Below are 12,774 nucleotides of genomic sequence, written 5' to 3' on the forward strand. Positions count from 1 at the left end.
TAGCAGATGGCAAAGCAACCGGGATTAGATTTTCAAAGTGCTAAAGGTGGGCTTGGCGAGCTGAAACGCAGACTGATGTTTGTTATCGGTGCGCTGATTGTGTTCCGCATTGGCTCTTTTATTCCGATCCCTGGTATTGATGCCGCTGTACTTGCCAAACTGCTTGAACAACAGCGAGGCACTATCATTGAAATGTTTAACATGTTCTCTGGTGGTGCTCTCAGCCGTGCTTCTATCTTTGCATTGGGTATCATGCCGTATATTTCGGCATCGATTATTATCCAGCTGCTGACGGTGGTTCATCCAGCGTTAGCAGAGTTAAAGAAAGAAGGGGAGTCTGGTCGTCGTAAGATCAGCCAGTACACCCGTTACGGCACCCTGGTGTTGGCAATATTCCAGTCAATCGGTATTGCTACCGGTTTACCGAATATGCCTGGTATGCAAGGCTTGGTGTTAAACCCAAGCTTTGCATTCTATTTCACCGCTGTTGTGAGTCTGGTCACCGGGACTATGTTCCTGATGTGGCTTGGCGAACAGATTACTGAACGTGGTATCGGCAACGGTATCTCAATCATAATCTTCGCGGGTATCGTTGCGGGTTTACCGCCGGCCATTGGCCATACCATCGAACAAGCGCGGCAAGGCGACCTGCACTTCCTCCTGTTGCTGTTGGTTGCAGTATTAGTATTCGCAGTGACCTTCTTCGTTGTTTTTGTTGAGCGTGGCCAACGCCGCATTGTGGTGAACTACGCGAAACGTCAACAGGGTCGTCGTGTCTATGCTGCGCAGAGCACGCATTTACCGCTGAAAGTGAACATGGCAGGGGTTATCCCGGCGATCTTTGCTTCCAGTATTATTCTGTTCCCGGCGACCATCGCGTCATGGTTCGGGGGCGGTACCGGTTGGAACTGGCTGACAACAATTTCGCTGTATTTGCAGCCTGGGCAACCGCTTTATGTGTTACTCTATGCGTCTGCAATCATCTTCTTCTGTTTCTTCTATACGGCGTTGGTTTTCAACCCGCGTGAAACAGCAGATAACCTGAAGAAGTCCGGTGCATTTGTACCAGGAATTCGTCCGGGAGAACAAACGGCGAAGTATATTGATAAAGTAATGACCCGCCTGACCCTGGTTGGTGCGCTCTACATTACCTTTATCTGCCTAATCCCGGAGTTCATGCGTGATGCGATGAAAGTGCCGTTCTACTTCGGTGGGACATCACTGCTTATCGTCGTCGTGGTCATCATGGACTTTATGGCTCAAGTGCAAACTCTGATGATGTCCAGTCAGTACGAGTCTGCATTGAAGAAAGCGAACCTGAAAGGCTACGGCCGTTAATCGTCGCTTGAGAAGTTACGGAGAGTAAAAATGAAAGTTCGTGCTTCCGTCAAGAAATTATGTCGTAACTGCAAAATCGTTAAGCGTGACGGTGTTATTCGCGTGATTTGCAGCGCCGAGCCGAAGCATAAACAGCGTCAAGGCTGATTATCTCGCATATTTTTCTTGCAAAGTTGGGTTGAGCTGGCTAGATTAGCCAGCCAATCTTTTGTATGTCTATGCGTTTCCATTTGAGTATCCTGAAAACGGGCTTTTCGGTATGGGACGCATAATCAAAATAGTAGGAGTGCATAGTGGCCCGTATAGCAGGCATTAACATTCCTGATCAGAAACATGCCGTAATCGCATTGACTTCGATTTACGGTGTCGGCAAGACTCGCTCCAAGGCCATTTGTGCCTCTGCGGGTATCGCTGAAGATGTTAAGATCAGTGAGCTGTCTGAAGAACAAATCGACACGCTGCGTGACGAAGTTGCCAAATTTGTCGTTGAAGGTGATCTGCGCCGTGAAGTGAGCATGAGCATCAAGCGTCTGATGGACCTTGGTTGCTATCGCGGTTTGCGTCATCGTCGTGGTCTTCCAGTACGCGGTCAGCGTACCAAGACCAACGCCCGTACCCGTAAGGGTCCGCGCAAACCGATCAAGAAATAATCGGGGTGATTGAATAATGGCAAAGGCACCAGTTCGTGCACGTAAGCGTGTAAGAAAACAAGTCTCTGACGGCGTGGCTCATGTCCATGCTTCTTTCAACAACACAATCGTTACTATTACCGATCGTCAAGGTAACGCATTGGGTTGGGCAACTGCCGGTGGTTCCGGTTTCCGTGGTTCTCGCAAATCAACTCCGTTCGCAGCTCAGGTTGCAGCAGAGCGTTGCGCAGAAGCCGTGAAAGAATACGGTATCAAGAACCTGGAAGTTATGGTTAAGGGACCGGGTCCGGGTCGCGAATCTACTATTCGTGCTCTGAACGCCGCTGGTTTCCGCATCACTAATATTACTGATGTGACTCCGATCCCTCACAACGGTTGTCGTCCGCCGAAAAAACGTCGCGTATAACGCCCCGTTTTTTTAGGTTTGTTGGAGAAAGAAAATGGCAAGATATTTGGGTCCTAAGCTCAAGCTGAGCCGTCGTGAGGGCACCGACTTATTCCTTAAGTCTGGCGTTCGCGCGATCGATACCAAGTGTAAAATTGAACAAGCTCCTGGCCAGCACGGTGCGCGTAAACCGCGTCTGTCTGACTATGGTGTGCAGTTGCGTGAAAAGCAGAAAGTTCGCCGTATCTACGGTGTGCTGGAGCGTCAGTTCCGTAACTACTATAAAGAAGCAGCTCGTCTGAAAGGCAACACCGGTGAAAACCTGTTGGCTCTGCTGGAAGGTCGTCTGGACAACGTTGTTTACCGTATGGGCTTTGGCGCTACTCGTGCAGAAGCACGTCAGCTGGTTAGCCACAAGTCAGTAATGGTAAACGGTCGCGTTGTTAACATCGCTTCTTATCAGGTAACTCCGAATGACGTAGTCAGCATCCGTGAGAAAGCCAAAAAGCAATCTCGCGTGAAGGCCGCTCTGGAGCTGGCTGAGCAGCGTGAAAAGCCAACCTGGCTGGAAGTTGATGCTGCCAAGATGGAAGGTGTGTTTAAGCGTAAGCCTGAGCGTACCGATCTGTCTGCGGACATTAACGAACACCTGATCGTCGAGCTTTACTCCAAGTAAAGCTTAGTACCAAAGAGAGGACACAATGCAGGGTTCTGTGACAGAGTTTCTAAAACCGCGCCTGGTAGATATCGAGCAAGTGAGTTCGACGCACGCCAAGGTGACCCTTGAGCCTTTAGAGCGTGGCTTTGGCCATACTCTTGGTAACGCACTGCGCCGTATTCTGCTTTCGTCGATGCCGGGTTGCGCGGTGACCGAAGTTGAGATTGATGGTGTACTACATGAGTACAGCACCAAAGAAGGCGTTCAGGAAGATATCCTGGAGATCCTGCTCAACCTGAAAGGGCTGGCGGTGAGAGTTCAAGGTAAAGATGAAGTTATTCTTACCCTGAATAAATCTGGCATTGGCCCTGTGACTGCAGCCGACATTACCCATGATGGTGATGTCGAAATCGTCAAGCCGCAGCACGTGATCTGCCACCTGACCGATGAGAACGCATCTATTAGCATGCGTATCAAAGTTCAGCGCGGTCGCGGTTATGTGCCGGCCTCTGCCCGAATTCATTCGGAAGAAGATGAGCGCCCAATCGGCCGTCTGCTGGTCGACGCCTGCTACAGCCCTGTAGAGCGTATTGCCTACAATGTTGAAGCAGCGCGTGTTGAACAGCGTACCGACCTGGACAAGCTGGTCATCGAAATGGAAACCAACGGCACAATCGATCCTGAAGAGGCGATTCGTCGTGCGGCAACCATTCTGGCTGAACAACTTGAAGCTTTCGTTGACTTACGTGATGTACGTCAGCCGGAAGTTAAAGAAGAGAAACCAGAATTCGATCCGATCTTGCTGCGCCCTGTTGACGATCTGGAATTGACTGTCCGCTCTGCTAACTGCCTTAAGGCAGAAGCTATCCACTATATCGGTGATCTGGTACAGCGTACCGAGGTTGAGCTGCTTAAAACGCCTAACCTTGGTAAAAAATCTCTTACCGAGATTAAAGACGTGCTGGCTTCCCGTGGACTGTCTCTGGGCATGCGCCTGGAAAACTGGCCACCGGCAAGCATCGCTGACGAGTAACCGGATCACAGGTTAAGGTTTTACTGAGAAGGATAAGGTCATGCGCCATCGTAAGAGTGGTCGTCAACTGAACCGCAACAGCAGCCATCGCCAGGCAATGTTCCGCAACATGGCAGGTTCACTGGTTCGTCATGAAATCATCAAGACGACCCTGCCTAAAGCGAAAGAGCTGCGTCGCGTAGTTGAGCCGCTGATTACTCTTGCCAAGACTGATAGCGTTGCTAATCGTCGTCTGGCATTCGCCCGTACTCGTGATAACGAGATCGTGGCAAAACTGTTTAATGAACTGGGTCCGCGTTTTGCGAGCCGTGCAGGTGGTTACACTCGTATTCTGAAGTGTGGCTTCCGTGCTGGCGATAATGCTCCGATGGCTTACATCGAGCTGGTTGATCGCGCCGAGTCTCAAACAGAAGCTGCTGCAGAGTAATCTGCAGTAACATAGAAAAACCGGGCTTGCCCGGTTTTTTTATGCCTGTAATTTCCCTTCCCGAACCATTGTCGTATTCTTGTTTTATTTCCATCCTGATGTTGGACGCTTATGTGGTTACTCGATCGGTGGGCTGAACGCCATATTGTTGACGCGCAGCGTAAAGGTGAGTTTGACAATCTGCCGGGCGCAGGCGAACCGCTTGTGCTTGAAGATGACTCAAACGTGCCGGTGGAATTGCGGAGCGCTTTTCGCCTCCTGAAGAATGCAGGGTGTTTGCCGCCGGAACTTCAGCAGCGCAAAGAGGCCATAGAACTTAACGATCTGCTTAACTCCATCGGCAGGGAGCATCCGGATTACCAGGCTCTTAGCAAAAAAATTATGCTGCTTGAGCTGAAGCTGCGGCAGGCCGGTTTAAGTACAGATTTTCTGCATGGGGAATATGCAGAGAAACTGCTTCATAAAGTAGAGGAGTAATTTATGTACCGCATTGGAGAGCTCGCCAGACTGGCGGATGTTACCCCTGATACCATTCGCTATTACGAAAAGCAGCACATGATGGAGCACGAGGTCAGAACCGAAGGCGGGTTTCGCCTCTACAGCCAAACCGATCTGCAGCGCCTTAAGTTTATTCGCTATGCAAAGCAGCTGGGCTTCACCCTGGAAACAATACGCGAGCTGCTGTCGATCCGCATCGATCCTGAACATCACACCTGCCAGGAATCGAAGGGCATTGTGCAAAGCCGTTTAAAAGAAGTTGAGTCAAAAATTAACGAGCTGGAACATATGCGTCAGTCGCTGCAGCGGCTCAATGACGCATGCTGCGGCAGCGCTCACAGCAGCGTTTACTGCTCCATTCTCGAGGCGCTGGAGCAGGGTGCGAGCAGTACAAAATAGCTGTTGCACCAGATTATGCGCAGGCATAAAATCGCGCCGTTATTTTAATCAAACCGGAGTTTTTATGAGCCATTATCAGCACAAGAAAGGGGTTATCAAGGATAACGCCATTGAGGCTTTGCTACACGACCCGCTGTTTCGCCAACGAGTGGAACGCAACAAAAAGGGAAAAGGAAGCTATCAGCGTAATGCAAAATATGGCAAACGTGGTAACCGGGAGGCCAGTGGCAAACAAGCAAACCGCTTTTTTACCACTGGCCTTCCGCTTTTAACGAGCGAGACTAGATGCGTTCGTTCTGCTGCTTGAGCAGATCGCGGATTTCGCTCAGCAGCACTTCTTCCTGAGTTGGCGCCGGTGCTGCTTCCGGCTCTTCTTTCTTCCTGCGATTCAGTTTATTGATGACTTTGATCGCCATAAAGATTGCAAAGGCAACGATCAGGAAATCAAAGACGTTCTGGATAAACATACCGTAATGCATGACGACGGCCGGGGTATCACCTATCGCGGGCCTGAGCGTTAGAGCGAACTGTTTAAAATCGATACCGCCAATCAGCAACCCAAGCGGCGGCATAATAATATCCGCAACCAGTGAAGAAACGATTTTCCCGAAAGCGGCACCAATAATCACACCCACTGCCAAATCAACCACGTTCCCGCGCATCGCAAATTCGCGGAATTCTTTTAACATACTCATTTTTATCTCCTTGTACTGGCGAACGTTAGTAAGTCTAACAAATGATGACCCGATTGCCATTTCCGGAGAGTAATAAGAACCTCTCGCTAATGCCTTATTTTTAGAGGGGATTATTTGGCGGGAGTCATAAATGGGCGGCATAGCAAGCCGCCCATCGCTTATCAGAGGAAGAACGGGCTTGGCTGGAACAGGCGCTCAACGTCGCTGACATATTTCTTATCGGTCAGGAACATAATAACGTGATCGCCCTGTTCGATACGCAGGTTGTCATTAGCGATCATGACGTCATTGCCGCGCACTACCGCGCCAATGATGGTGCCCGGCGGCAGCTTGATTTCATCAATTACGCGGCCCACGACCCGGGATGTGCTTTCATCACCATGAGCCACGGCTTCGATAGCCTCCGCAACCCCGCGGCGTAATGATGAAACGCTGACGATATCGGCTTTGCGCACGTGCCCCAGCAGCGCTGAAATGGTGGCCTGCTGTGGCGATATGGCAATGTCGATAACGCTGCCCTGCACCAGGTCGACATAAGCGCGGCGCTGGATAAGCACCATCACTTTCTTCGCCCCCATCCGCTTTGCCAGCATCGCAGACATGATATTGGCTTCATCATCGTTGGTGACGGCGATAAACAGGTCGACCTGCTCAATATGCTCTTCGGCCAGCAGCTCCTGATCGGAGGCGTCGCCGTAGAAGACGATGGTATTCTGCAGCATCTCGGCCAGCTCTGCCGCACGCTGTGGATCGCGCTCGATAAGCTTAACGCTGTAGTCTTTTTCAAGACGCTGCGCCAGGGCCCGCGCCGATGTTGCCGCCGCCGACCAGCATGATGCGCTTGTAAGGTTTCTCCAGCCGTTGAAGCTCGCTCATGACCGCGCGAATATTTTGCGACGCCGCAATAAAGAACACCTCGTCGCCCGCTTCCACAATGGTTGAACCCTGTGGACGAATCGGATGATCGTGACGGAAGATGGCTGCCACGCGCGTTTCAATATGCGGCATATGTTCACGCATCGTCGACAGAGCGTTTCCCACCAGCGGTCCGCCGTAATAGGCTTTCACCACGGCGAGGCTTACTTTGCCTTCGGCGAAATTCACCACCTGCAGCGCGCCCGGGTATTCAATCAGGCGGTAGATATTATCGATAACCAGCTGTTCGGGCGCGATAAGGTGATCGATAGGCACCGCTTCTGCATTAAACAGGCGTTCTGCGTCCCGGACATAGTCCGGCGCGCGGATACGCGCGATACGATTGGGCGTATTAAACAGGGAGTAGGCTACCTGGCAGGCGATCATATTCGTTTCATCGGAGCTGGTCACCGCCACAAGCATATCGGCGTCATCCGCCCCGGCTTCACGTAAAACGCGCGGGTGCGAACCGTGTCCCTGAACCACACGAAGGTCAAACTTATCTTGCAGGCTGCGCAGGCGATCCTGATTGGTATCAACAACGGTAATATCGTTGTTCTCGCCCACCAGGTTTTCCGCCAGGGTGCCGCCGACCTGGCCGGCGCCCAGAATGATTATTTTCATGGTTTATAGCTTCATTAATGATGAAACTGACGACTCGGTAGGGCATGAGTCAGTTTTTAATAAGCTTAGCGTAAAAGAATCCGTCGCCTTCGTGCTCAGCGGGCAGATTCTGGATGCCCGGCTGCGCCGGCGTTCCGGTGGCCGCCAGCTTTGCTTCCGGATGGCGCGCAAGGAAGTCGGCGACCTGCTGACTATTTTCCTCAGGCAAAATGGAGCAGGTTGCATAAAGCAGCGTGCCGCCCGTTTTCAGATGCGGCCAGATAGCTTGCAGAATTTCTTTCTGCAGCTCTGCCAGCTCGGCGATATCCCTGTCGCGGCGCAGCCATTTAATATCCGGATGACGGCGGATCACCCCGGTTGCCGAACATGGGGCATCCAGCAAAATGCGGTCGAACTGCTGCTTGCCGCACCACTGCGCAGGGAAACGGCCATCGCCTTGTTTTACCTCCGCGCTCATGCCAAGGCGTTCGAGGTTTTCGTGAACGCGTTTAAGACGTTGCGGATCGACGTCTACCGCCATGACGCTGGCGCCGGGCGCGGCTTCCAGAATATGCGTGGTTTTCCCGCCGGGAGCCGCGCACAAATCGAGGATCGTTTCGCCGTCTTGCGGATCCAATAGATCGACGCAGCCCTGGGCCGAGGCATCCTGTACGGTGACCCAACCTTTGTCAAAGCCCGGCAAAGCATGAACCGATGCCGGAGTATCCAGACGTACGGCATCGCGATACCGCGGGTGGGGCTGTCCTTCCAGGCCGGCTTCGGCTAATAGCCCAAGCCATTCATCCCGTGAATGGTGCTGGCGATTTACGCGCAGCCACATCGGCGGACGCTGGTTATTGGCGTCGATGATACTCTGCCACTGGTTCGGATAGGCTTTCCTGATGCGCTGTATCAGCCAGGAAGGATGAAGAAGACGGCTTTCATGCGTGGCCGCCTCGGCCATCAGCTCTTCCTGCTGACGCTGAAACTGACGCAGGACGCCGTTAATCAGCCCTTTCAGATTCTGACGCTTGATAGCAACGGCGCCCTCGACCGTTTCTGCCAGCGCGGCGTGTGCCGGGATGCGGGTATAAAGCAGCTGATAAAAACCTACCATGATTAAGTAGTGGATGGTGCGCTGCTTGCCGGTCATCGGGCGGGACATCAGCTTGCCTGTCAGCCATTCGAGCTGCGGCAGCGTACGCAACACGCCAAAGCAAAGCTCCTGCAGCAGCGCCTTATCTTTATCAGAGACTTTTTGCTGCATCGGCGGCAGCACATTGCTCAGTGATTGCCCTTTTTCCACAACCTGCTCAATGGTCTGGGCTGCCAGGCTGCGAAGATTTAAAGATTTTTTCATAGCTACGCTCTGTTTTCCGGCGCTTAAAAACAAAAATGCCCAGGCAGTGACCCGGGCGTAAGAGAGTTAGTGGCTCAGGCGAGCAGCGCGCCTGGCTCGAACCATTCACGACGCGAATTCAACAGGTCCTGCGCTTTCATCGCTTTTTTACCCGCCGGCTGCAGCTCTTCGAGATTTAAAATGCCGTCTGCGGTTGCAACCTGAATCCCCGACTTGCTTGCTTCAAGGATAGTGCCGGGTGTAGCGCTGGTCTGCCTGGCGATAGCCGAAGCACGCCAGACTTTGACCGGCTGGCCGTCAATCTCCAGCCAGCTCATCGGCCATGGGTTGAAGGCGCGAATACAGCGCTCAAGCTGTACGGCCGAAAGCGACCAGTCGATGCGCGCTTCTTCCTTGCTCAGTTTTTCCGCGTAGGTCACCAGCGCTTCATCCTGAACTTCAGGCAGGACGGTGCCGGCGGCAAGCTGGTTTAGCGTTTCCAGCAGGCCTTGCGGGCCAAGTTCGGCCAGCCTTTCATAAAGCGTGGCGCTGGTGTCTTCCGGGCCGATGTCGCAGGCCAGCTTATACAGCATATCGCCCGTATCGAGACCAACGTCCATTTGCATAATAGTTACGCCGGTTTGCGCATCTCCGGCCCACAAGGAGCGTTGGATTGGCGCCGCGCCGCGCCAGCGCGGCAGTAAAGAACCGTGCACGTTAATACAGCCAAGGCGAGGCAGCTCAAGCACCGCGGCGGGCAGGATCAGGCCATAGGCCACCACAACCATGACGTCCGCATGCAAATCGGCAACAAGCTGCTGATTTTCTGCAGGGCGCAGGGAAGCGGGCTGGAAGACGGGGAGGTCTTTTTCGCAGGCCAGCACTTTTACCGGGCTCGGCATGAGCTTCTTGCCGCGGCCAGCCGGACGGTCTGGCTGGGTGAAAACGCCGACGACCTGGTGCTGAGAAGACAACAGCGCGTCAAGATGACGCGCTGCAAAATCGGGGGTGCCGGCGAAAATAATACGCAGAGAATCTGACACGTTGCTTTTTGTCCTTAAGCTTTCGCTTTCAAACGGTCGAGTTTTTCAACTTTCTGACGAATACGCTGTTGTTTGAGTGGCGACAGATAATCGATAAACAGTTTACCGACCAGGTGATCCATTTCGTGCTGAATACAAATTGCCAGCAGGCCATCCGCTTCCAGCTCATAGGGTTTACCTTCGCGATCCAGCGCGCGGATTTTCACCTTCTCGGCGCGCGGCACCAGAGCCCGCTGTTCCGGAATAGACAAACAGCCTTCTTCAATACCGGTTTCGCCGCTTTTTTCCAGCAGCTCAGGGTTGATCAGCACCAGCTGCTCGTCGCGGTTTTCGGAAACGTCAATAACGATAATGCGTTGATGAATATCGACCTGGGTTGCGGCAAGGCCAATACCTTCTTCGTCGTACATCGTCTCGAACATATCATCAACGATACGTTGAATTTCCGCATTTACTTCTTTGACCGGCGTTGCGACTTTGCGAAGGCGCTCGTCCGGAATATGTAACACTTGCAAAACTGCCATATTTATCCAGAGCTGTGTTCAATTGATGAAAAGATTATTCTCTCTATTCTAGACAAAACCCCCCCTGATTGACAGCATCAGTGACCAATCGCAAGGATTGCTTTTACTGCCTGTGGCAGGGGGAAACTGTGTCACCAACGGAGATTTGGTTGCGCCTGATGGCGGTTAACAGCCTGAGCGGCGATAAGCTGCTGGAAACGGCGTGTTTGCTGAAAGCCGAGGCCGATTGCGGCCCCGCATCGCTTGCAAAAGCCGGCTTATCATCCCGGCAAATTACGCAGTTTATCGGGTTTAGCGAGCGGCAGCTGGATACCGCTTTCGCCTGGCTTGAGGAGCCGAATCATCACCTCCTTACCGCTGATAGCCCGGATTACCCGGCACAGCTTCGCGCGATAGATTGCTACCCCGCCGCGCTGTTCGTCGCCGGCGATGTCGAACTCCTCTCAGGCAACCAGTTAGCGGTAGTCGGCAGCCGTAATCTTTCCCTGTATGGCGAAAGGTGGTGCCGCATGTTCTGCGAACCGCTAGCCACGGCGGGGCTGACGATAACCAGCGGCCTGGCGCTGGGCATAGATGCGGTCGCGCACCGGGCGGCTTTACGGGTGCATGGCAAGACCGTCGCTGTATTAGGCAATGGCCTGGCGGATATTTATCCCCGGCGCCATAAGCCGCTGGCTTGCGCTATTCTCGACGAAGGCGGAGCTGTTGTTTCTGAATTTCCGCTGGCGACCACGCCTTGGCCGGGTAATTTTCCCAGAAGAAACCGTATTATCAGCGGCTTAAGCCGGGCCGTATGGGTGGTCGAAGCCTCGGAAAGAAGCGGCTCGCTGGTGAGCGCAAGGTACGCTATCGAGCAGGGAAGAGAGGTGTTCGCGCTGCCCGGGGCCGGTTGGGAGTCCGGGCAGCGAAGGCCCGCACTGGTTGATAAAGCAGGGCGCGATTCTGGTAAGCCATCCTTCCGATATCCTTGAGTACCTGGAAAGCGAATTGCACTGGCTCTCGCTGGCGCACAAAACCTTAATATATTCACGCGATGAAGGGGAACATACATTGCCATTTCCTGAGCTGTTGGCTAACGTAGGAGATGAGGTTACACCTGTTGACGTCGTCGCTGAACGTGCCGGCCAACCTGTGCCAGAAACGGTAGCCCAACTGCTCGAACTGGAGTTAGCAGGATGGATCGCAGCTGTACCCGGCGGCTATGTCCGATTGAGGAGGGCATGCCATGTTCGACGTACTAATGTACTTATTTGAAACCTACATCCATAACGAAGCGGAAATGCGCGTTGATCAAGATAAGCTGACGCGCGATCTCACCGATGCCGGTTTTGATCGCGAAGACATTTATAACGCGTTGGTATGGCTTGAAAAGCTGGCTGATTATCAGGAAGGGCTCACCGAGCCGATGCAGTTAGCCGCCGATCCACTTTCCATGCGCATCTATACGGAAGAAGAAAGCCTGCGTCTGGATGCCAGCTGTCGGGGATTTTTACTGTTCCTTGAGCAGATTCAGGTGTTGAACCTCGAAACCCGTGAAATGGTGATTGAACGCGTGCTGGCGCTCGATACCGCCGAGTTTGAGCTGGAAGACTTAAAATGGGTGGTATTGATGGTGCTGTTCAATATTCCCGGTTGCGAAAATGCCTATCAGCAAATGGAAGAATTACTCTTCGAAGTAAATGAAGGTATGCTGCATTAAATTTTTGTGCAGCATGAGACGTTATGACCAAATCAGCACTCTTCACGGTGCCTAAAAATGAACCCTGCCCCCAATGCGGGGCAGAGTTAGTCATTCGTTCCGGTAAAAACGGTCCTTTTCTTGGCTGTTCACATTACCCGGAATGCGATTATGTGCGCCCTTTAAAAGGCCAGTCAGACGGGCACGTGGTTAAAGTGCTCGAAGGGCAGCAGTGCCCCGAATGCCGCTCGACGCTTGTTCTGCGCCAGGGGCGTTTCGGCATGTTTATCGCCTGCAGTAACTATCCTGAATGTGAACATACGGAAGTTATTGATAAGCCGGACGAAACGGCGATAACCTGTCCACAATGCGCACAGGGTCAGCTGGTGCAGCGCCGCTCGCGCTATGGCAAAACATTTTGGTCATGCGACCGCTACCCCGACTGCCAGTTCGTCATCAATTTCAAACCCATCGCCGGCGTTTGTCCTGAATGCCACTATCCGTTATTAATCGAAAAGAAAACGGCGCAGGGAGTTAAACGTCTGTGCGCCAGTAAACAATGTGGAAAGCCGGTCACGGCGGAATAAGA

Annotated in this window: 16 protein-coding genes and 2 pseudogenes; 13 read left to right on the plus strand and 5 right to left on the minus strand. The window is 52.8% G+C overall.

Features of this window, described 5'->3' with window-relative positions:
- Positions 1-6 precede the first annotated feature (6 nt).
- The 10 genes from secY (at position 7) to WLO32_RS01890 (ending at position 5,695) form a co-directional block, all read left to right on the plus strand.
- Positions 7-1,338: a preprotein translocase subunit SecY gene (secY, locus tag WLO32_RS01845; RefSeq protein WP_121264453.1), complete on the plus strand. Its 1,332-nt coding sequence runs from the start codon at positions 7-9 to the stop codon at positions 1,336-1,338.
- Between the two features lie 30 nt (positions 1,339-1,368).
- The gene (gene rpmJ / locus WLO32_RS01850) at positions 1,369-1,485 is read left to right on the plus strand and encodes a 50S ribosomal protein L36 (protein ID WP_000868187.1); all 117 of its coding nucleotides are present in this window, start codon (positions 1,369-1,371) and stop codon (positions 1,483-1,485) included.
- 146 nt (positions 1,486-1,631) lie between these two features.
- A complete protein-coding gene (rpsM, locus tag WLO32_RS01855; protein WP_121264456.1) occupies positions 1,632-1,988 on the plus strand; it encodes a 30S ribosomal protein S13 in 357 nt (118 codons plus the stop codon).
- A 16-nt stretch (positions 1,989-2,004) separates the two neighbouring features.
- A complete protein-coding gene (gene rpsK, locus WLO32_RS01860) occupies positions 2,005-2,394 on the plus strand; it encodes a 30S ribosomal protein S11 (RefSeq protein ID WP_004138423.1) in 390 nt (129 codons plus the stop codon).
- Between the two features lie 34 nt (positions 2,395-2,428).
- Complete coding sequence (gene rpsD, locus WLO32_RS01865; protein WP_202308084.1) at positions 2,429-3,049, plus strand: 30S ribosomal protein S4; 621 nt, start codon at positions 2,429-2,431, stop codon at positions 3,047-3,049.
- A gap of 25 nt (positions 3,050-3,074) precedes the next feature.
- A complete protein-coding gene (locus WLO32_RS01870; protein ID WP_002438685.1) occupies positions 3,075-4,064 on the plus strand; it encodes a DNA-directed RNA polymerase subunit alpha in 990 nt (329 codons plus the stop codon).
- A gap of 40 nt (positions 4,065-4,104) precedes the next feature.
- Entirely contained in the window at positions 4,105-4,491 is a 387-nt protein-coding gene (gene rplQ / locus WLO32_RS01875; RefSeq protein ID WP_008457198.1) for a 50S ribosomal protein L17, read from the plus strand.
- A 111-nt stretch (positions 4,492-4,602) separates the two neighbouring features.
- Positions 4,603-4,968, plus strand: a complete 366-nt coding sequence (locus WLO32_RS01880) for a DUF1992 domain-containing protein (protein ID WP_435946987.1) — start codon at positions 4,603-4,605, stop codon at positions 4,966-4,968.
- Between the two features lie 3 nt (positions 4,969-4,971).
- Positions 4,972-5,388 (plus strand): Zn(2+)-responsive transcriptional regulator, encoded by a 417-nt coding sequence (zntR, locus tag WLO32_RS01885; RefSeq protein WP_435946988.1) that lies wholly within the window; start codon positions 4,972-4,974, stop codon positions 5,386-5,388.
- A gap of 64 nt (positions 5,389-5,452) precedes the next feature.
- A complete protein-coding gene (locus WLO32_RS01890; protein ID WP_435946989.1) occupies positions 5,453-5,695 on the plus strand; it encodes an alternative ribosome-rescue factor A in 243 nt (80 codons plus the stop codon).
- Here WLO32_RS01890 and mscL read toward each other — a convergent pair.
- The 5 genes and pseudogenes from mscL to def all read right to left on the minus strand — a co-directional run bounded on the left by mscL (position 5,670) and on the right by def (position 10,507).
- Positions 5,670-6,083 carry a large-conductance mechanosensitive channel protein MscL gene (gene mscL, locus WLO32_RS01895; RefSeq protein ID WP_435946990.1) on the minus strand — a complete coding sequence of 138 codons (414 nt, stop codon included), beginning with the start codon at positions 6,081-6,083 and terminating at the stop codon, positions 5,670-5,672. The genes WLO32_RS01890 and mscL overlap by 26 nt on opposite strands.
- A gap of 161 nt (positions 6,084-6,244) precedes the next feature.
- Positions 6,245-7,622 (minus strand): annotated as a pseudogene (gene trkA, locus WLO32_RS01900) (Trk system potassium transporter TrkA).
- A gap of 49 nt (positions 7,623-7,671) precedes the next feature.
- On the minus strand, positions 7,672-8,961 hold the full coding sequence (gene rsmB, locus WLO32_RS01905; RefSeq protein ID WP_435946991.1) for a 16S rRNA (cytosine(967)-C(5))-methyltransferase RsmB: 1,290 nt from the start codon (positions 8,959-8,961) through the stop codon (positions 7,672-7,674).
- 74 nt (positions 8,962-9,035) lie between these two features.
- Complete coding sequence (gene fmt, locus WLO32_RS01910; RefSeq protein WP_435946992.1) at positions 9,036-9,983, minus strand: methionyl-tRNA formyltransferase; 948 nt, start codon at positions 9,981-9,983, stop codon at positions 9,036-9,038.
- 14 nt (positions 9,984-9,997) lie between these two features.
- Positions 9,998-10,507: a peptide deformylase gene (gene def / locus WLO32_RS01915; protein ID WP_121264480.1), complete on the minus strand. Its 510-nt coding sequence runs from the start codon at positions 10,505-10,507 to the stop codon at positions 9,998-10,000.
- Positions 10,508-10,635: 128 nt separating this feature from the next.
- Here def and dprA point away from each other — a divergent pair.
- The 3 genes and pseudogenes from dprA to WLO32_RS01930 all read left to right on the plus strand — a co-directional run bounded on the left by dprA (position 10,636) and on the right by WLO32_RS01930 (position 12,772).
- A pseudogene (gene dprA, locus WLO32_RS01920) lies at positions 10,636-11,761 on the plus strand (DNA-protecting protein DprA).
- Complete coding sequence (gene smg / locus WLO32_RS01925; RefSeq protein ID WP_435946993.1) at positions 11,733-12,206, plus strand: DUF494 family protein Smg; 474 nt, start codon at positions 11,733-11,735, stop codon at positions 12,204-12,206. The pseudogene dprA and the gene smg overlap by 29 nt, the downstream one beginning before the upstream one ends.
- Positions 12,207-12,229: 23 nt before the next feature.
- Complete coding sequence (locus WLO32_RS01930) at positions 12,230-12,772, plus strand: DNA topoisomerase family protein (RefSeq protein ID WP_435946994.1); 543 nt, start codon at positions 12,230-12,232, stop codon at positions 12,770-12,772.
- Positions 12,773-12,774 lie beyond the last annotated feature (2 nt).

This window comes from Dryocola mayonis (assembly GCF_051307045.1).
Taxonomy (GTDB): domain Bacteria; phylum Pseudomonadota; class Gammaproteobacteria; order Enterobacterales; family Enterobacteriaceae; genus Dryocola.